Origin of the sequence: Streptomyces sp. NPDC044984 (assembly GCF_040646935.1) — a bacterium.
Taxonomy (GTDB): domain Bacteria; phylum Actinomycetota; class Actinomycetes; order Streptomycetales; family Streptomycetaceae; genus Streptomyces.
In genome coordinates, this window is record NZ_JBEZBE010000022.1 from 127,470 (window position 1) to 145,454 (window position 17,985).

Sequence of the window (17,985 nt, forward strand, 5' to 3'; positions counted from 1 at the left end):
GCCTCGGACTGCGACTCCCGCTGCATGTGACGGCGACCCGGGAGCGATGTGGCATCGCGTGCCCCGCCCCGAGGATGGCCGGGTGACCGAGATCATCGCGGGGCTGTACATGTCCCCTCTGGAACTTCTTGTCCTGCCAGGTGCCGTCGCGCTGGTGGTGGCGCGCTGGCTTCCCCCCGCTGCCCGCCCACGCGCCACGATCGCGGCGGGAGCGCTTCTCGTGCTGTCCGCGACCGTGCTGAGCGTGGCGGGGATCCGCTGGCAGATGCTGCCGGTACTGGCAGGCGCTGCCGTCGCGTTGCCGTCCGCCCTCTCTCCCCTGCTGCGGCGCCGTACCGGCCGGACGGCGCGGCGGGCCCGATGGTGGCTGGCGTTGCCGGGGTCGGTGGCCTGCGTCGGCCTGATCGCCACGGGCCCGGTGGCCGCCTGGGCCTTTCCCGTACCCGTGTTCCCCGAACCGTCAGGCCGCTTCGCGGTCGGCACCCGCGTGGTGCAGTGGACCGATCCGCACCGCCCCGAGACCGCCACCGCCGACCCGCACGACCGGCGCACGGTCGTGGTCCAGCTCTGGTATCCCGCGCGGAAGAGCCCCGCGAGCGCGCCGCGGGCCCGGTATCTCGGACGCACGGAGCACGAGGCGCGCACCGTCTCCGACGCCCTCGCCCGCCATGTCGGCCTGCCCGGCTTCCTGGTCGACGGCGTCCCGCGTGCCCGCACCCGTTCCGTCTTCAACGCTCCGGTGGCCGGCGGGAGCGGACGGTTCCCGGTCGTGCTGTTCTCTCCCGGGCTGGGCGGAGTGCGCACCCAGAACACCGCCTGGGCGGAGGAACTGGCCAGCCACGGCTATGTGGTCGCCGCCCTCGACCACCCGTACGACTCCGCCGCCGTCGTCCTCGCCGACGGCCGAACGATCAACGCCCGGGTCGCCTCCACCGGCGACCCGGACAAGGACGAGAAGCTGGGGGCCGGCTGGGCGACGGTTCGAGCCGCCGACCTCAGCTTCGTCCTCACCCAACTGGGCCGTCTGGACCGGGGGGAGATCGCGGGCCCGCTGACCGGGCGTCTGGACACCGGCCGGGCCGCGGTGACCGGCCACTCCATAGGCGGCGGTTCCGCTCTGCAGGCAGCCCGCCGGGACCGCCGGTTCGACGCCGTCATCGATCTGGACGGTTATCCCTACGACCCCACCTCACGCTCCCTCCACCAGCCGGCGCTCGCGCTCACCCAGGCGATCACCCCGGACACCGACCCGCACTACCTGCCCCGCCTCACCAAGGTCCTCGAGCTCAACACCGTGACGAGCTATCGGCTCACCATCCCCGGCGCCGCACACCTCACCTTCATGGACGGCCCCCTGTACCTGCCGCCGGTGCCCTCCGTGGTCGGCTCCCTGGGCCGCACCGAGAGCCCGCACGTCGTCGCCGCGACCACGCTCGCCTTCCTGGACAGCACCCTGCGGCACAAACCCGGTGACCTGGCCACCGTTCTGTCGGCCTACGGCGACCTCAGCGTCCACCCCCCGGGCAGTAGCCGCTGACCAGTTGTGCCGCGGACGGAGACGACACCCCGCCGGACAGCTCCGCCGCGAACGCCTCCACGTCCTCCCGGACCCCGGCCGGCTCCTCAGGCGGCACACCGGCACGACGACACCGACGAGCGAGCAGGCACACTGCTCACGCGTGAGGACGACCAAGCCCTACGGGACGAGGGGGCAGGTGAGGGGGAGGACGCGTTCGGTCAGTCGGCCGGTGAGGTGGGTGCCGGTGAGGGTGGTGTCGGTGAGCCAGTCCGCTGCGGTCAGCCGGTCGATCAGGTCCCGCAGTTCGCCGGAGCCGACCGGGACCCGGGCGGTGAGGGCGTCCAGGGGGATGCCCTCACCGCCGGGGCCGAGGTGTCCCGAGGCGTCGGTCCGGGTGGCCAGCGTCAGGGCGAGCAGCCGGGTGCCGGCGGTGGCCTTGGCCTTGCGGAGCTTCTTGTCCGAGACGGCTCTCTGGGCCCAGCCGGAGAGCTTGGGCCGCGTCTTCCTGCCGAACGTGAACGGGCCCGTGCCGTCCTCGGGGGGCACCAGGGAGGGGACGGTGACCGGGGTGGGGTTCTCCGGCCGGGAGGCGAGCAGGTCGCCGACGGTGCCGGGAAGGGACAGCCAGCCGCAGCCGGTCAGCTGCTCGACCAGGTCCTGCGGATCGGTCAGGCCCAGCCCGTTGACGTCCTGGCCGACGAGGTTGCCGGTGCCGGTGTGCGCGGTGCGCAGGGTCAGCATCAGCACCAGCAGCCGTGCTTCCGGTCCGGGCAGCGGGGCGTGGTCGGCCACGTGCGCGAGGACGGAGCGCGCGTGCTCCCACTGCGTCGGTACGGTCAGCAGCCGCGTCACGGCCGGCCCGTCGCCGCCCGTGATGCCACCGGTGCGCTGCTGGTGCTGGAGACGGATGGCGGCAGCGGCCTGCTCGGCACGCCGGGCCTCCCACCGCAGAGCGCCGTCGCAGGTGACATCGGCCCAGGTGGTGAAGGCGCGGGCCTTGCGTTCCTGGAGGTCGGCGAGGAGCGCCAGGTCGGGCTGCTCGCGCCGCTGGTAGGCGCGGAAGAGGTCGCCGAGTTCGGTGAGTTCGTCCCGCAGGGCGACGGGCCGCAGGTCGTGCGGAATGACCCGCTGGGCGATCCTCGCCTGCCGTGGGCGGCGCCGCGCGGGTACGGAGCGGGGAGCCGGAGCCCTCGTCCCGGCGGAGGCCTGGTGGTCGGAGAACTGCGGCACGCCCACACCCACGCCCGCGCCGGTGCGCGTGGTTGCGGGGGTCGGGCGTACGGTGGCCTGCGGGCCGGACGCCGGGGAGGTGCCCACGGCCTTCGCTCCGGGGGTGGCGGCCGCGCACCGCGAGCAGCACTCCATGGCCTGCCACCGGCGTCCTTCCCGGTCGGTGACGACGGCGAGGACGACCGGGCCGCCGCATCGCCAGGGTTCGGCACGCGCGGGGCGGCCGGTGTCGGGCAGATGGGTGCGGCAGCCCTCGGCCCGGCACGCGCAGTACGCCTCGGCCCTGGGGCCGGGGACGGCGCGCAGATGGGCCTTGAGGTGGGCGGCCGCGGCCGCACGGCCGGCGGCCGCGGACGGCAGACGCTGTTCGGCGCAGGCGGGGCGGCTGCACGTGACGCGCACGGCCGTACTGCCCCGGCCGACGGCGTCCAGCCGCACCGTCCACCGGCGCCCCGGCACCCGCTCGCCCAGCTCGTCCACCGCGGTCCGCGTCATCCGGCTCTCCCTCCCGATGTGTCTCCGATACCCGCCGCCCGCCCTCCCGCAGCGCTGCGCGGCGCACGGTGAACCCGCCGTACGCGGCACGGGGGCCGGGACCGGCGAACTCGCCCTGCCCGCCGGCCCGCGACGACGGAGCGGCGTCACCCGGTCAACGATCCGGGAGCGGAGGTGGTTTTCCTGCGGGGGGTGTCAGTTCGGATCGGTACAGCCGCCGGCGGCGTCCGGACCACGGCGTCCGGGGCGGCGGGTGAACCGCGAGCGCACCGCCCGCGTGATGCGTGAGCACGACATCCGCGGCGTCCCCCGGCGCGCACCGCGTCGAACTCGTCGTGGACGCACCGGACCGTGCTTCCGTGACGCCGCCGCGACCGGTTCTCCCCCAACGTGCTCCGCGGCATCCCCGAAGAGTTCTCCCGCAGCACCTCTTCTGTTGGCCGTGCCTGGCTACCTTCGCCTCGCCCGGCCCGCCAGCAGGAGAGGTACGTCCATGAGCACCCCGGTCCACCGCACCTCGACACGGCAGTCCCGGCAGTCCGCAGCCGTCCTGACGTCGGCCCGGCAGCGTCAGGAAGGGAGCCGGACCGGGAGCCCGTCCGGAAACCCGGTGGGGCACCCCCTTCTCCGGATGCAGTCCAGCGCCGGCAACCGGGCCACGGCCGAGGCGGTGCAGCGTGCCAGGAGCGCGGACAAGGGGAAGGCGCCGGAGGACGGCGGCGCGTCCGCCGGAGCGAAGAAGAACTACCGCGACCGGATCGCCGGGCTCCTGGACAGGTTCAAGAAGAATCTCGAGCCCATCGACACCTTCATCAAGGGAGTCCAGACCCCCACCAACGCGGGCTTCACCCAGCAAGCCGCCGCCACGGCCAACGACGGCCTCAAGCACTCCGCCGCCGCCTCGGGGACCTCCGCCGCGTCGGGGAACCTCCTCACGGAGGCCGCCGGCACCGTGGTCAGTGGCATGGACGCGTACAAGAACATGAAGGACGCCAAGACGCACGAGACCGGGGCCAAGCACCACACGGCGAAGAAGAAGGCCAAGACCAAGGGGACCGACGCGGTCATCGGCGCCGCCAGTTCGGGAAGCTACAGCGCTGCCATCGCCAAGGAGGTGACCAAGATCCAGAAGGCGGCGGACGCCGCGGTGGCGTCCGAGGCGAGTGGTATCGCCAGCGCCTCCGTCGGCGCGATCAAGGGCATGCGGGCGGCCTTCCGCGTCGGGGGAGCGGCCCGCAAGTACAAGAGGGTGAAGGAGCTCGGAGACCCCCACCTCGTCCAGGAGGCTGCGCTGGCCCGGCTGAACGAGTCGTACGAGCAGGCCGGCTGGGCCGCGGCGGAGGCGTACGTCGCGCTGGACGCCTACTGGGACCACGAGGGCGAGGAACGGCTGGAACTCGTTTCCGAGGCCATCGACGCCGCCTGGGAGGCGATGGGGGAAGTCCGTGACACCGCCGAGAGCCTCCAGCAGGCGGAGAGGGACGTGGAAAGGCTGACCAAGGCGCAGGAGTACGCGAAGAAGAAGCAGCTCACCAAGATCGGCAAGGAGGCGATCGGCGGCGCGGTGGGCGAATCCACCAAGGCCGCGGCCGGCGTCGTGACGGCGGTCGCGGCGGGAACGGCCGGGCTGGCGAGCAACCCGGTCGGGTGGGGACTCGCCGGGGCGGGGGCCGGCCTCGTCCTCGGCGTCACCCTGTACAAGGCGCTCCGCGCCGCCACGAAGCGCTACGAAGAGGTCCGCCACCCCGAACGCTGGGCGCCGGAGGGCGCGACCCCGGAGGAGGCCGCGTCCCGAGGTGAATCGCTGAAGCACGCCCTGACGTTCTGGAAGAAGGTGTCGAAGGGCGAACGCCAGGCCATGGCGCGCGAGATCTACGCCCTGGCGGCGGGTCCCGGCATCCCCGGCAGCGGCCACACGACGGCCGAGATGAGGGAATCCGCGAGGGCCCTCCTCATCGCTCTCAAAGCAGGTCCCACCGACCACAAGCTGGATCCTGAAGTATGGGCGGAGACCCTCGACGACCCGGCGAAGACCGCCGGCTGGATCAGTGAGATAGCGGAACAGCTGGCCTCGGGGTGACCGGGAGGCAGGGAACGGGACGGCGCACCGCGCGGCGCGGCTGCCGTGTGTCTCCCGCGTGGACGAGCACGCCGTCCACGCGGGTCCGGGCCCGGGTTCTGACGGCCCGCATCAGGTGGTGCGAGGAGAGGCCGGGGCCGGCCGGCCCGTAGGTGACCGTGACGGGCACGGTGAGGGTCACCGTACAGGTGACGACGCCGCCGCGTGCGGGGGAACGCGGCGTCCGCGGACCGTCATCACGACATTGCCGGACACGGCGGCCGCCGGCCTGCCACGCGGTACCACGGGGTGCCGCGGAGGAGCCTGCCCGGTTCGCCGCGGCAGGTACGGATCGACCAGCTCCCGTGCAGCACGGGTCAGTTCGCTATGAGTCGACGCGGCCGGTCTGCCGGACTCGACCGGCCGCCGGGGCCACGTCGACTCATCCGCGATCCGGACTCAGGACGGAATCCGGCTCTTCGCGCCGTCGGGTGGACCGCGGCCGGAGTCCGCCCGCGCCTGCGTTCAGCCCTGCTGACCGAGATGCGTCGCGCCGACCTGCTGGAACTGGGCGACTGCTCTACGGACGGATCGCGCGTCCAGGCCCTCAAAGGGGGGATCACGTCGACCCCTCTCCGGTGAGATGGTCGGGGGAGTGCCCGCCGCCCCGGCGGACTGCCGGTCGCCTGTGCGGGCGGCGGGAGTCCTGGATCAGTAGCCGTAGATCATCTTGTAGGCGACCTCGGGGAGGAACTGGCCGGCCGTGGAACCGGTTCCGACACCGCAGTTGCCGTCGGACTCGCCCGGGGTTTTGATCCACAGGAGCATCTCGGCGCCTCCGCCCGTCCGGGTGGGCGTGCCGATGCGGCGGCCGGAGGGGTTGCACCACTGGCCGTTGGAGCCGTTGCCGTTGCGGCTGGTGTCCACGACGAACGGCTTGGTGTAGCCGTAGCGGGCGGCCAGTTCGTTGTTGACGGCGTTGCCGTAGGCGGTGTTCTCGGCGGTGGTGATGTAGTTGGAGACGTTGAGCGAGAAGCCGTGGGCCTGTCGGAGGCCGGCTTCGTGGAGGCGCCGGGCCATGGTCGCCGCGTCGGCCCAGCGCGGGTTGCCGGCGTCCATGTAGACCCAGGTGTTGGGGGCTTGGCGGTTGAACTCGGCGAGGGCACCGGTGAGCATGGCCTCGCGTTCGTCGATCTGGGCCTGGTTCATGCAGCCGTAGTCCCCGAGGGAGTCCGGTTCGAGGATGACGACGGCCGGGCGGGCCGCGATGCCTCCGGCGAACTGAGCGATCCAGTTGGCGTAGGCGGACGGCGAGGCGGCTCCGCCGACGGAGTGCCCGCCGCAGTAGTCACGGTGGTAGATGTTGTAGGCGACGAGGATGGGCAGCTTGTCCCGGGAGTCCGCCGCTCCGGCGTAGGCACCTGTCGCGGTGCCGATGGTGCCGCTCCAGGAGCCGAACCAGCGGGCCATCGGCGTGTTGGCGATGGAGGCGTTGATCGCGGCGGCCCGCCCGTCGCCGGGGTTGGCGGCCGCCCACCGCCTCGCGCTCGAGTCGGGGTCCACGTAGAACCCGTTGGTCATGGTGGTGGGGTCGGCCGCGTGGGCGGAGGGTGCGGCGGCGAACGCCAGAGGCAGAGCACAGAGCGCTGCCGTCAGGGTGCGGAGTCTGCGGCTCAAGACAGTACCTCGGTTTCAGAGGAGTTGCGCTTTGGGAGCGCTCCCACTGGAAGCGGTCCCAATCGTCTGGGTGGGTGGTTGAGGTGTCAATAGGCGGTACAGCATTCGACTTTCACAGGGAGGCGTAGGTCCTGTGGGTCATTGGACTGGAAGCGGTCCCATATCCTGCCTCCCTGAGCGCTCCCCGCCTGTGAAAGACTCACGAGCCATGGCAGAAGCAGTGCCGCGTCGGCATCCGACGCTCGACGAGGTGGCCGAACGCGCCGGTGTTTCCCGCTCCGTGGCCTCCCGCGCCCTCAACAACGCCCCGCACGTCAGCCGCGCCAAGCGCGAGGCTGTCGAACGGGCCGTGCGGCAACTCGGTTACGTACCCAATCCGACCGCCCGCGCGCTGGCCACCCGTCAGACGGGAGCGGCCGCCCTGGTCGTCTCGGGAGAGGACCCGTCGATCTTCGCCGATCCGTTCTTCGCCCGGGTGATCGTGGGGGCGTCGGCCGCCCTGGACGAGGCGGACCTGCATCTGATGCTGTGCCTGGCCGCTTCCGACCGGGGCCGCAAGCGGGTCGAGGAACTCCTGCGGTCCAGGGGCGCGGACGGTGTGATGCTGATGGCGCTGCGCGAGGACGATCCGCTGACCAGGATGGCCGACGAGGCGCAGATGCCCGTCGTGTTCGGCGGGCGCCCGGTCGGTCCGGCTCCCCGGTGGTACGTGGACGTGGACAACGTCGGCGGAGCGCGCGAGGCGACCGAGCATCTGCTCTCACTCGGCCGGAGGCGCGTGGCCGTGATCTGCGGGCGTCTGGACACCGAGGCCGGGCGCGCCCGGTACCGCGGCTACCGGGACGCCATGCTGGGCGCCGGTCTCGCTCCGTTCCCGCCGCTGGAGGGGGACTTCACCGAGCGCAGCGGAGCCGCCGCCATGGCCGCGCTGCTGGCGGAACACCCCGACGTGGACGGAGTGTTCGCCGCCAACGACAACATGGCGGCGGGAGCGCTGCGCACCGTGCGGGAGGCCGGCCGGCGGGTCCCCGCCGACGTCGCCCTGGTCGGCTTCGACGACCTGACGGTCGCCCGGATCGCCGATCCTCCGCTCACCACCGTCCATCAGCCCATAGAGGCTCTCGGACGGGAGATGGCGCGCATGCTCGTCGCGCTCGTCAACGGGCAGGACCCCACCCCGCTGGTCCTTCCCACCCGCCTGGCCGTCCGGGCCAGCGCCTGACTCCCCAGGATTGAGGTCCGGCGAGGACCGAGCCGTTCCAGCGGGTTCACGGTTCTCCGGGCCGGGCCGGGCCGGGGCGGGGCGGGGCCGGGCGGTGCGGTCGATGGACCGGTTCAGGGTGTGGACAGCTCGAACCGCGTGACGCGGACCGCGCCGCCGAGGGCCTGAGTGGCGTGGTTGAAGAGGGCGAACCGGTAGCCCATGAAGAACCGCCAGTCGTTGCCCATGGAGAAGGCGGGGCCGAGACGGGTGAACGTGATGCCGTCGGTGCTGTAGGAGAAGGTCCCGGGGCGCGGTGCGCCGGGGCGGATGTCCGCGTTGGCGCGCAGCCAGACGCGGCCGCCGGAGACGGGCGCGCTCGCGATCTCGGTGCCGGTGCCGGTGGTGTTCCAGTTGCCGTCCATGGTTAGCCCGGTGACCATCACCACCCGTGTCGCACCGCCGTCGCGCTTGAGGCCGATCCAGGCGGAGGAGTCACGCAGCAGTGCGAGCCCGGCCCGGTCGCCGTCCCGCATCGCGGAGTGGTCGAGCTGGACCGTGGCGGTGGAGGTGGGACCCTGGATGCGGTGCGTGAGGGTGTTGCGGGCCCAGTAGAGGTCGTGGGTGAGGGTCGCGGTCCGCAGCGTCAGGCCGTCGCCGACCGACCACTTGGTGTCGTCGGGGTTGTGGTTCCACTCCCACCTCGGTTTCAGGGTCGTACCGTCGAAGGTGTCGACGCCGGTCATCGGGGTGACCTGGCGGGGTGGAGCGGGTACGGCCGGACTGGGATACGCGGTGCCCCACGCGCCGTCGACGAGCTGTACGACGGGCCAGCCGTCCGCGGTCCAGGTGACCGGTGCCAGGGCGGGCACGCGGCCGCCGGGGTAGGCGTCGACGAAGGCCATGTAGTACCAGGCGCCGCTCTGCGTCCGCACCAGCCCGCCCTGGTGGGGGACGCCGCCGCCGGGGATCGGTCCGCGCAGGTCGAGGAGGACCTGCCGCATCGTGTACGGGCCGAAGGGGCCGCTCGAGGACTTGAGGATGTACTGGCCGTTCGCGGGGCGGGTCAGGAAGATGTAGTACTGCCCGTTGATCCTGTAGAACCGGGCGCCCTCCAGGGTGCCGACGCTGGACGGTGTCCTGAACACCTCCTGCGTACGGACCTGGTTGCGGCCGTCGGGCGAGAGCTGGGCCACGCTGATGGTGGTGTTGCCGTACGCCACGTAGAGGGTGTCGTCGGTGTCGACGAGCAGCCCGGCGTCGTAGTAGGGGGTGCTGATCGTCGTCAGCCTGTTCCACGGCCCCTCCACCGCGGTGGCGGTGTAGAGGTACGTCCGGGCGAAGTCGATCTGGCCGAGCCAGTAGAAGGTCCTGTTGCTGGGCCGGTAGGCCAGTGACGAGGCCCAGATTCCTCTGACGTAGCCGCGGGCGCCGTTCAGGTCGTACTTGGCGCCGAAGTCGAGGACGGGTACCGCATGGCCGGCGATCTCCCAGTTCACCAGGTCGTACGACCGCAGAACGGGCGCGCCCGGCGAGTAGTGCATCGTCGAGGCCGAGGCGTAGTAGGTGTCGCCGACGCGAAGGATGTCGATGTCCGCGAAGTCCTGCCAGATCACCGGGTTCGTGTACTGCGCCGCGGCCGCGAGGGCGGGCCCAGGGGGAAGGAGGGCGCCGGCGGCCAGGCCGGTGGCGGCCGCGAGCGTGCGGCGACGAGTGAAAGGTTGATGCGACCATGACATATCCATGGAGGTGTTCACCTCGAGTTCATCGGTCGGAGTGGCTCCGTCGCGTTCGATATTTCGAACATGGTGCGACCTGTCGAGCATTCTGGATGATAGGAGGCTGGCGTACCCCGTCAACCCTTCTCGCACGAGTCGTGCGCCGCTTCGAAATGTTCGAAGCGTCTCGTGCGGAGTCGGTGCGCCTCACCCTTGCTCCCTTGCTGATCATGCATCAAGTCCCGCTGTCCAAAGAGGTGTTGACATGACCGGCCGTCTCTCTAGTATCCGTGGGGCACCCGAAGTTTCCGAACGTCGATCGAAATTTCGAACCCCTCTCCTCTCTTCCCTGTCGAAGGAGTCCCGGTGCCCAGACGATCAGGCGGACGACTGTTCCGCCTCCTCACGGCCGCCGTCCTGACGGTGACCGCGTCCGTGACGGCCTCGGCGCAGGCGTCCGCGACGGCCTCAGCGCAGTCCACCGCCACGGCCGCGCCGGGCAGTCCGGCGCTCACCCCACCGCTGGGGTGGAACAGCTGGAACAGCTTCGGGTGCGGGATCACCGAGGCCCAGGTCCGCCAGGCCGCCGACGCGATGGTGTCCTCGGGCATGCGGGACGCCGGCTACCGGTACGTGGTGGTCGACGACTGCTGGTTCGACCCGCAGCGTGACGCGCAGGGCAACCTGCGGGCCAACCCCACGAAGTTCCCGAGCGGGATGAAGGCCCTCGGGGACTACATCCACGGCAAGGGCCTGAAGTTCGGCATCTACCAGGTGCCGGGCGAGCGCACCTGCGCGCAGACCGTGGGCACGTACCCGGGCTCCACGGGCAGCAGGGGCCACGAGGTCCAGGACGCCGCCACGTTCGCCTCGTGGGGGGTCGACTACCTCAAGTACGACTGGTGTTCCTCGAGCGGCACGCGTGACGAGCAGGTCGCGCGGTTCAAGCTGATGCGCGATGCCCTGCGCGCCACCGGCCGACCGATCGTCTACAGCATCAACCCCAACAGCTTCCACGCCATCACGGGGTCCACGTACGACTGGGGCGAGGTCGCCGACCTGTGGCGGACGACCGAGGACCTGCTCGACATCTGGCAGAACGGCAACACCAACAGCTACCCGATGGGCGTCGGCAACGTCCTGGACGTCAATGCGCCGCTGGCCGCACAGTCCGGCCCGGGGCACTGGAACGACCCCGACATGCTGGTCGTCGGCCGCCCCGGCCTGTCGCTGACCGAGTCCCGCTCCCACTTCGCCCTGTGGGCGTTGATGAGCGCCCCGCTGATGGCCGGCAACGACATCCGCACGATGTCCGCCGACGTCAGCGCGATCCTGCGCAACCCGCGCCTGCTGGCGGTGAACCAGGACTCCCTGGGTGCGGGCGGACGCAGGGTGCGCGACGACGGCAACACCGAGGTGTTCGCCAAGCCCCTGGCGGACGGTTCGGTCGCGGTGGGGCTGTTCAACCGGGGCGGGAGCACGGCGACGGTCACCGCGACGGCCGCCCAGATCGGCCTGGGCGGAGGGCCGTTCACCCTCACCGACCTGTGGACCGGCGGCACGTCGAGCACGTCCGGGCAGATCTCGGCGAGCGTCCCCGCGCACGGTGTCGCCGCGTACCGGGTGAGCGGCGGCAGCCCGCTGGCCGCCGCCACCTCACGCCTGCGGGGCAACGCCTCCGGCCGCTGCGTGGACGTGGACAACGCCTCCACGGCCGCCGGCGCCGCGACTCTGCTGTGGGACTGCCACACGGCCGCCAACCAGCTGTGGACCACATGGGCGGGCGGCGAGATCCGCGTCTACGGCGACAAGTGCCTGGACGCCTACAACCAGGGCACCACCAACGGCACCCGTGTCATCACCTGGCCCTGCAACGGCCAGGACAACCAGAAGTGGACCGTCGGCTCCGACGGCTCGATCCGCAACGCCCGCTCCGGACTGTGCCTCGACGCCAACGGGGCCGGCACCGGCAACGGGACCCCGCTGGTGCTGTGGACCTGCAACGGCCAGGCCAACCAGAAGTGGACCCGCGCGTGAGCGACACGGCACCGGGTCGTGGCCGGAGCGACACCACCCCGGCCACGGCCTCCCGCACGGCTGCCGCGTCCGCCGGCACGGCCGCCCCCGGCCCCGCCCGCGGCGGCACCCGCGGCGGGACCCCGGGCGTCGGTACAGCGGCTTCCAGGCCGGCCACCCACACCGGCAACACCCTCCCGCCGAGCACCCACGCCCTGCACGGCACCGCCTGCGGCTGAGCGCCGTGCCCGCCCGGGAGATCTCCCGGGCGGGCACGGTCCCGGCTCAGGACGTCGTGCCCGTCACCGTGGTTCCCGACGCGGTGAGGCAATGCGTCGTCGAGCAGCCCGCGACCGTCGGCGCAGCGCTCCCACCGCACTCTTGACGCAAGGTGCCGGAACGGCGGTCGCGGCAGCCGGGGGCGGGGAGGGCGACCGTGCCGGCCAGCCGATCGGGAGGACCTTCGGCGGACGAACATCGTGAGCCCGGCGCCGGGCCCGGGCCGGGTGACTGCCGCGTACACCGCCGAGTCCGCGGGCGTCTCCGCTCCGACCGTGTCGAAGGTACTCAACGGCAGGTCCGGGTCTCGGACGAGACCCGGACCGGGGTGAAGGCGGTTGTCCACGCCTGGCGGCGGGCGAGGGGCACGAGGGCGGCGGGTATGTGCTCGTGGATGAACTCGGGGCGCGCTGAACGGTCGGCGGCTCCGAACGCGGGTCTACGAAGCAATGGACGCGAACGGCCTTCGCAGGTCCGTCTGTACGATGCTCGGGCGTCTCGCCTCACGTACCTGGCCCACAACGGGGTGCCGGATCGCCTGCTCGCCAGGTGGGCCGGGCACACCAACGTGAAGACGACGAAGAAGTGGTGCGTGAAGCCGGACGTGGCGGACCTGCTTCCAGCGGCGGAGGCATGGGGAGGTCTCGCAGGGGGCGTGTGACAGATCGTGACAGATGAAGGTGTGAACCCGTGATCGAAGCCAAGATCGAAACGCTGCAATACCGCTTTGACGGGCCGGAACACCTCCCCGTGCTGATCTTGGGACCGTCCCTCGGTACTACATGGCACAGGTTGTAGAGACCGTCCATGGGTGTCCACGCCAGTCCATGGTGTGTGCGTTGTAGCAGGTCAGGGCTTTGCGGTCCGGTGGCGTCGGCGTAGTTGGCGACAGGCGCGTGACAGGGCTGGTGATAGATCGAGGCCCTGCCGGGGAGCATCCTTGGCGGGCCTCTGCCTGGAGCCATGAGATGAAGCCCCCCGGAGCGCTCCGGTGGGGGCATCACCGTGAAGTTGACTGTGCGTGCACGCGTGACGCGTTCGGCTCGTCATGCAGTTTGTCTTCCAGCGCTGTTCTCAGGGACGCTGAATTCGCGATCGCAGCCATGACGGGCGACGTCCCGAGCGGCTGAACACCGAGGCATCCTTTGCTGCCCTTTGCGGAGTCAGCCCCATCGAGTACTCCTCCGGCCGACGGCGCACGCGCCGGCTCAACTACGGCGGCGACCGACAGGCGAACGCCGCCTTGTTCTCAGAGGAGCTGGTGGGGCCGCCCGCCGACAGCCGCGACTTTCCATGCAGCCAGTTCCACACGGTCTTGGAGTCGGTGCCCAGCCGTGCGGCTAGCGACACGGTGGACGGCCGCTGCTTCGTGGGCATGCTCCAGGACGCCCCTATAACGCGAGGGTGCTGGACACTGGTCTGACCAGGTTGAAGACCTCGCGGGCCGCATACCGCTTGAGGCATCGGATGATCTTACGTCGGGTCTTGCCCTCCTGGGTGCGGCTTTCGTAGTACGCCAGGGTGCGTGGGTCGTGACGTAGCCGGGTGAAGACGATGCGGTGCAGCGGGCAGCAATCCGGGAAAGAGCCCTTACCCGATCGGCAGTCGTGACGAGCTGTACCGGTGTCAACGGGATCCCTCAGGTTCGATCACCGCCGTTCGGCTCGGAACAGTCAATGGGTTGGTAGTAAATCGTCGGCCAATCACTCACCAGCCGGTCACTGGCCTGCGAAAGCCCACGCGCGGGCGGGTCGGGGCAGGCATGTCTCCGAGCAGCGGCTGACGGCAGGCGCAATCCGAGCGCGGCGCGGGCAGGTAAGCGAACCAACAACCGTCGTACGGCGCCGAAACCCTCTGGCCTACCTCAAATCAGCACGGCCGACCGGTGCGGTCTCGCACAGTGGGCCCATGACAACGGTCCGCACCGTGCGCACCTACGGGCAACTCGCTCTGCTTCCCCTCGGGTTCGCGAGCATCATGTACGGCGACCTGCTCTTCCGGGACGGCCAGCGGGGGCTGGGTAAGTTCCTCTTCATCAGCGGATGGGTGGTGGCACTTTCCGGTATGCCAGCCCTGAACCGCTACCTGAAGGCGAACCATCTCCGTGAGGGCATCCTCAAAATCTTCGTGATCCTGTTCATCGTCGGGAGCTTCGCGGTCCCCGGCCCGATCGTCAGTCTGGTCAAGGTCTTCGACGGCACGGCGCAGCCGGTCAACTACCGGCAGGCCGCGCTCTCGCTGGCACTGATCTACATCGCGCTGACGATCCTGTCTCGGATCGCCGAGCCGAAGGACCACGTCCTGGAGCGGCTCGCGAGCCGTATCCAGCGAGCGGCTGTCTTCCGGGCGCTGGCGAACGTGACCGGCATCTTCGCCGTGGTGGCCTTCCTGGGGGCACGGTTCGTCGCCACGCACCCGGTGCCTCTGATTTCCACTGGCCTGACGCTCGTGGTGGCCGCCGCGGTGGTCACCCACAAGACATTCGCCCGGGCGCGGAAGCTGTGCACGCAGATCCACGCCGACACGCAGACCCTGCTGAGAGACCTCGACGAGCTCGACCAGGCACGCAGCCGCAGCACGACGAGCACGGCGAAGCCCTGGATCCGGCGGCTGCGCGGCGGGCGGCAGGCGGGCGGCGGCCACACCGACGAGCAGAAAGCGGCGCTGCGGGCTTGGGACGCCGTCAAGCTCGGCCTGTCCACGCCCGTGGACACCGGCTACCGCCGCATCGGCTTGCCGTTTCTCACCGACGAGGTGGTGGCTGAGATCGAGGCGAAGGTGCGGACAGCTGTCCACGGCGGAAGAGCCGGCCCTGCGCGGGCGGACCTGCAGGTCATTCAGCGGGCGTGCTCGGGGCGCGTCGACGTCCTGGCCTAAGGGTCTGCCGATCATTGCGGCAGCTGATGGTCTGTCCGGCTGGGTGGGCGGTCGCAGCCTTCTGGGCCTGGCGGGGGACGGTCTGGGCTTGTCGAGGCGCCCGTGCACCGTGAAACGGGGCACGCCGGATCTGTCGGGGATCTGCTGGACGGTCTTCTCCCGCTCGTCGGCGTAGAGCCGCTGGACGAGTACGGCCTGGTTCGCGGTGAGCTCGGCCTGCGCCCGCCGTCTGTTCCGGCGGTGGATCCAACGCGTTCGGCGCGGGATTCCGTCTCCACGCTCACGTCACTCCGCCCCGGTGGGCAGAACCCACGCCGAACCCTACGGTTCGCACGGGGTCGCCCAGCTGATCAGAGAGGCTGGCGAGGTGCCGCGAGTACGTCCCTGAGTACCTTCTCGAGCGTGACGCGGGCCAGTTCGTGTCTCAGGGTCTCCTCGATGTCCTGGTAGATGCCCCGCATTGCCGGCTGGATGCCGTGACCCACCACGCATCCCTGGTCCGGGGTGGTGCGGTGCATCGCGAACAGCGGGCCGGGTTCCACTGCCTCGTACACGTCGAGCAGGGTCATCGACTCCAGCTCGCGCGCCAGCGACCAGCCCGCGCCCACGCCCCGCCGGGACTCCACGAGCCCGGCCCTGCGCAGCTCGCCGAGCAGCCGCCTGATCACCACGGGGTTGGTGTTCGCGCTGGCTGCGATCTGCTCGGAGGTGGCGACCTCGTGGCCCTGGCGCTGGTAGAGACCGATCCAGGCCAGCGCATGGGCGGCAATGGTCAGCCTGCTGTTGGCGCTCATGATCCCTCCTCCGGTCGCAACGCTCCATGTTACGACAGCGCAGTCGCAACAGTGAAGGTTGCGACAATCTGTCGTAATGATTATCGTTACGACAGCCGGGGAGGGTCGATCGAAGACAAGCGCGGATCGTGAGCGTGTTGCGAACTCAAAGGAGAACAGGAATGGAAAGTAACGAAAAGATTATTCGCGAGGCCTACCGGCTCGCGGAAGGGGACGTTCTCGACGGCGACGGTTTCCTGGCCTTGTTCACCGAAGACGGGTCGTTCAACGACATGTCGACCTCGCAGAGTTTCCGCGGAGAGCAGATTCCTCAGGTGATCGCGGGCCTCGCCCGCTCGTTCCCCGATGTACACCGTGAGCTGCTCGAGGTGCATGCGTTCGGTGATGTCGTCGCCGTCGAGTTGCGAATCCAGGGAACGCATCTCGGAGGGTTTCCGACTCCGGTCGGCGAGATCCCACCGACCGGGAACCGGATCGACGTGCCGGCGGCGGACCTCTGGTACCTCCGTGACGGAAAGATCGAAAGGTTCAATTGCTACAACTCGATGAGCGTGTGGCTTGATCAAATCGGGGTCCACCCTGACTTCAAGTCCGCAGTCGAAGCCACCGAGACAGCAGCCACGACGGCGTAACTCTGCCGGTCAGCGCCGGGTATGCGACAAGACACTCCCTTCTTCGGGCCGCATACCCGGCGCTGCTTCTTGAACAAAGTTGTTGTTCGCACCCAACCGCCGACACGACCCGGCAGGCCGACTCATCGAGTATCAGCAGCCCTGGCCGGCAGGTAGGGCAACGACCCACATCGAGTGACGTTCTCCGGGCCCGCCTCCACGAGACACACGGCTGCGACGAGATCCCACCCCAAAGATCATCGAGGTACGCGGGGCCGGACTGCCCTTCCCCATGCCGCCAAGCCCTGCGCATCCGACGCTGACCGTGGACGAGTTCCACGCGTGCGCGGACCGTGGAGGGCTCGGCCTGCCATGAGTCCGTGACGATCACGAGAACCGGCGCGAAGGCCGGCGTAAGAGACGGCACCACCCGCGTCCCTTGCTCCGCCCTTGGGCAGGACGACCACTCCCAGCTCGACGCCTTGCGGGCCACGGCATCCCGAGGGACAAGATCTTCAGCGAGAAGATCAGCACCCGCGTCCGCGGAGGGCCCAGTTCGAGGAGGCGCTCGTACGGCGCGGGAGGTCAAGGCCCACGCCCCGCACTGCCGCGTCATCTTCACCGTGTACGAGATGAAGCGGCTCGGCCGCGACGCCGCCGAACTCACCGCGCTCGCCGCCCACCTCACCGCCCACGGCCTGGTCCCGGAGATGCTCGCCGGGCCCCTGCCCGGCATCTACGGCCCCACCGGCCCCGGCAAGCTGCCGTTCACGTTCTTCGCGGCGATGGCGGAGACCGAGCGGGAGAACATCCGGGAGTCGACGCTGGAGGGGCTCGACACCGCGGCCCGCAAGGGCAAGCACGGCGGCCGACCCCCGGTCATCACCGCCGACATGCTCCACACCGTGCTCCGCCGCCGCGCGGGCGGCGAGTCCGTCGAGCAGATCCAGCCCGACCTGATCATCCCCACCGGCAGGCGCAAGGGACAGAACCCCTCCGTCGCCGGCATCTACCGGGCGCTCGCCGAACACGCCAAGCGCGAGGCGTACCCCGAAGCCGTCGAGGCCGCGCACGCCGACTTCGCCGCCCTGAAGGCCAGGGACGCTCCCGCCCCGCGTACGGCGGACCAGCCGGAGTCCACCCGGTACCTCGCGGTCCTCCAGTTCGAAGAGGGCGGCCCGGCCGTCACCGGCGAATGGACCGACGGCGCTCCCGCCCTGTGCACGTACCGCGGCTGGGTCGGGCTGTACGGCAGCCAGGACGGCGTGGTCATCCGCCTCATCGAAGTCAGCGACGGCCGCGAACACGTACTCAGAGGGCGTTAAGGCCCGTTCCTGATGATGTGGTATCGCCCGTTCGTGGGTGATGGGACGGTTCCGTCCTCGTGCCATGGCGTGTGCATGATGGGGTCGCGGGCATGGAACGGATGCCGTACGCAACCGACTTGTCCGACGAGCAGTGGGCGCTGATCGAGCCGCTGGTCACCGCGTGGAAGCAGGAGCGGGTGGC

13 protein-coding genes and 3 pseudogenes are annotated in these 17,985 nt (G+C 70.5%); 11 read left to right on the forward strand and 5 right to left on the reverse strand.

Annotated features, from left to right (window positions below; genetic code table 11):
• Positions 1 to 46: 46 nt before the first annotated feature.
• Positions 47 to 1,537 (forward strand): hypothetical protein, encoded by a 1,491-nt coding sequence (locus tag AB0A94_RS23950; RefSeq protein ID WP_361747392.1) that lies wholly within the window; start codon positions 47 to 49, stop codon positions 1,535 to 1,537.
• A 159-nt stretch (positions 1,538 to 1,696) separates the two neighbouring features.
• On the opposite strand, the gene AB0A94_RS23955 is transcribed toward AB0A94_RS23950, so the two are convergent.
• The gene (locus AB0A94_RS23955) at positions 1,697 to 3,244 is read right to left on the reverse strand and encodes a hypothetical protein (protein ID WP_361747394.1); all 1,548 of its coding nucleotides are present in this window, start codon (positions 3,242 to 3,244) and stop codon (positions 1,697 to 1,699) included.
• A 631-nt stretch (positions 3,245 to 3,875) separates the two neighbouring features.
• Between AB0A94_RS23955 and AB0A94_RS23960 the strand changes: the two genes are divergently transcribed.
• Positions 3,876 to 5,324, forward strand: coding sequence for a hypothetical protein (locus AB0A94_RS23960; RefSeq protein ID WP_361747396.1), 1,449 nt, complete (start codon positions 3,876 to 3,878; stop codon positions 5,322 to 5,324).
• A 471-nt stretch (positions 5,325 to 5,795) separates the two neighbouring features.
• Positions 5,796 to 5,921: pseudogene (locus AB0A94_RS23965) on the forward strand (IS5/IS1182 family transposase); the annotation flags it as partial.
• Positions 5,922 to 6,014: 93 nt separating this feature from the next.
• Here AB0A94_RS23965 and AB0A94_RS23970 read toward each other — a convergent pair.
• Positions 6,015 to 6,980 (reverse strand): glycoside hydrolase family 6 protein, encoded by a 966-nt coding sequence (locus AB0A94_RS23970; protein ID WP_361747398.1) that lies wholly within the window; start codon positions 6,978 to 6,980, stop codon positions 6,015 to 6,017.
• Positions 6,981 to 7,188: 208 nt separating this feature from the next.
• Between AB0A94_RS23970 and AB0A94_RS23975 the strand changes: the two genes are divergently transcribed.
• Positions 7,189 to 8,202: a LacI family DNA-binding transcriptional regulator gene (locus AB0A94_RS23975; RefSeq protein ID WP_361747400.1), complete on the forward strand. Its 1,014-nt coding sequence runs from the start codon at positions 7,189 to 7,191 to the stop codon at positions 8,200 to 8,202.
• 113 nt (positions 8,203 to 8,315) lie between these two features.
• On the opposite strand, the gene AB0A94_RS23980 is transcribed toward AB0A94_RS23975, so the two are convergent.
• Positions 8,316 to 9,920: a glycoside hydrolase 43 family protein gene (locus tag AB0A94_RS23980; protein WP_361747418.1), complete on the reverse strand. Its 1,605-nt coding sequence runs from the start codon at positions 9,918 to 9,920 to the stop codon at positions 8,316 to 8,318.
• Positions 9,921 to 10,265: 345 nt separating this feature from the next.
• Here AB0A94_RS23980 and AB0A94_RS23985 point away from each other — a divergent pair, with 345 nt between their 5' ends.
• The 3 genes and pseudogenes from AB0A94_RS23985 to AB0A94_RS23995 all read left to right on the forward strand — a co-directional run.
• Positions 10,266 to 11,936 carry a ricin-type beta-trefoil lectin domain protein gene (locus AB0A94_RS23985; protein ID WP_361747402.1) on the forward strand — a complete coding sequence of 557 codons (1,671 nt, stop codon included), beginning with the start codon at positions 10,266 to 10,268 and terminating at the stop codon, positions 11,934 to 11,936.
• The gene (locus tag AB0A94_RS23990; protein WP_361747404.1) at positions 11,933 to 12,154 is read left to right on the forward strand and encodes a hypothetical protein; all 222 of its coding nucleotides are present in this window, start codon (positions 11,933 to 11,935) and stop codon (positions 12,152 to 12,154) included. The genes AB0A94_RS23985 and AB0A94_RS23990 overlap by 4 nt, the downstream gene beginning before the upstream one ends.
• Before the next feature lie 1,157 nt (positions 12,155 to 13,311).
• Positions 13,312 to 13,440: pseudogene (locus AB0A94_RS23995) on the forward strand (transposase); the annotation flags it as partial.
• On the opposite strand, the gene AB0A94_RS24000 reads toward AB0A94_RS23995, so the two are convergent.
• Positions 13,407 to 13,571: a hypothetical protein gene (locus tag AB0A94_RS24000; protein ID WP_159042893.1), complete on the reverse strand. Its 165-nt coding sequence runs from the start codon at positions 13,569 to 13,571 to the stop codon at positions 13,407 to 13,409. The pseudogene AB0A94_RS23995 and the gene AB0A94_RS24000 overlap by 34 nt on opposite strands.
• A gap of 531 nt (positions 13,572 to 14,102) precedes the next feature.
• On the opposite strand from AB0A94_RS24000, the gene AB0A94_RS24005 reads away from it, so the two are divergent.
• Positions 14,103 to 15,071: a hypothetical protein gene (locus AB0A94_RS24005; RefSeq protein WP_361747406.1), complete on the forward strand. Its 969-nt coding sequence runs from the start codon at positions 14,103 to 14,105 to the stop codon at positions 15,069 to 15,071.
• 350 nt (positions 15,072 to 15,421) lie between these two features.
• On the opposite strand, the gene AB0A94_RS24010 is transcribed toward AB0A94_RS24005, so the two are convergent.
• Entirely contained in the window at positions 15,422 to 15,865 is a 444-nt protein-coding gene (locus tag AB0A94_RS24010; RefSeq protein ID WP_361747408.1) for an Rrf2 family transcriptional regulator, read from the reverse strand.
• Between the two features lie 161 nt (positions 15,866 to 16,026).
• Between AB0A94_RS24010 and AB0A94_RS24015 the strand changes: the two genes are divergently transcribed.
• The 3 genes and pseudogenes from AB0A94_RS24015 to AB0A94_RS24025 all read left to right on the forward strand — a co-directional run.
• Positions 16,027 to 16,497 (forward strand): nuclear transport factor 2 family protein, encoded by a 471-nt coding sequence (locus AB0A94_RS24015; RefSeq protein WP_361747410.1) that lies wholly within the window; start codon positions 16,027 to 16,029, stop codon positions 16,495 to 16,497.
• A 359-nt stretch (positions 16,498 to 16,856) separates the two neighbouring features.
• Entirely contained in the window at positions 16,857 to 17,801 is a 945-nt protein-coding gene (locus tag AB0A94_RS24020) for a recombinase family protein (protein ID WP_361747412.1), read from the forward strand.
• Between the two features lie 92 nt (positions 17,802 to 17,893).
• Positions 17,894 to 17,985: pseudogene (locus tag AB0A94_RS24025) on the forward strand (IS5/IS1182 family transposase); the annotation flags it as partial.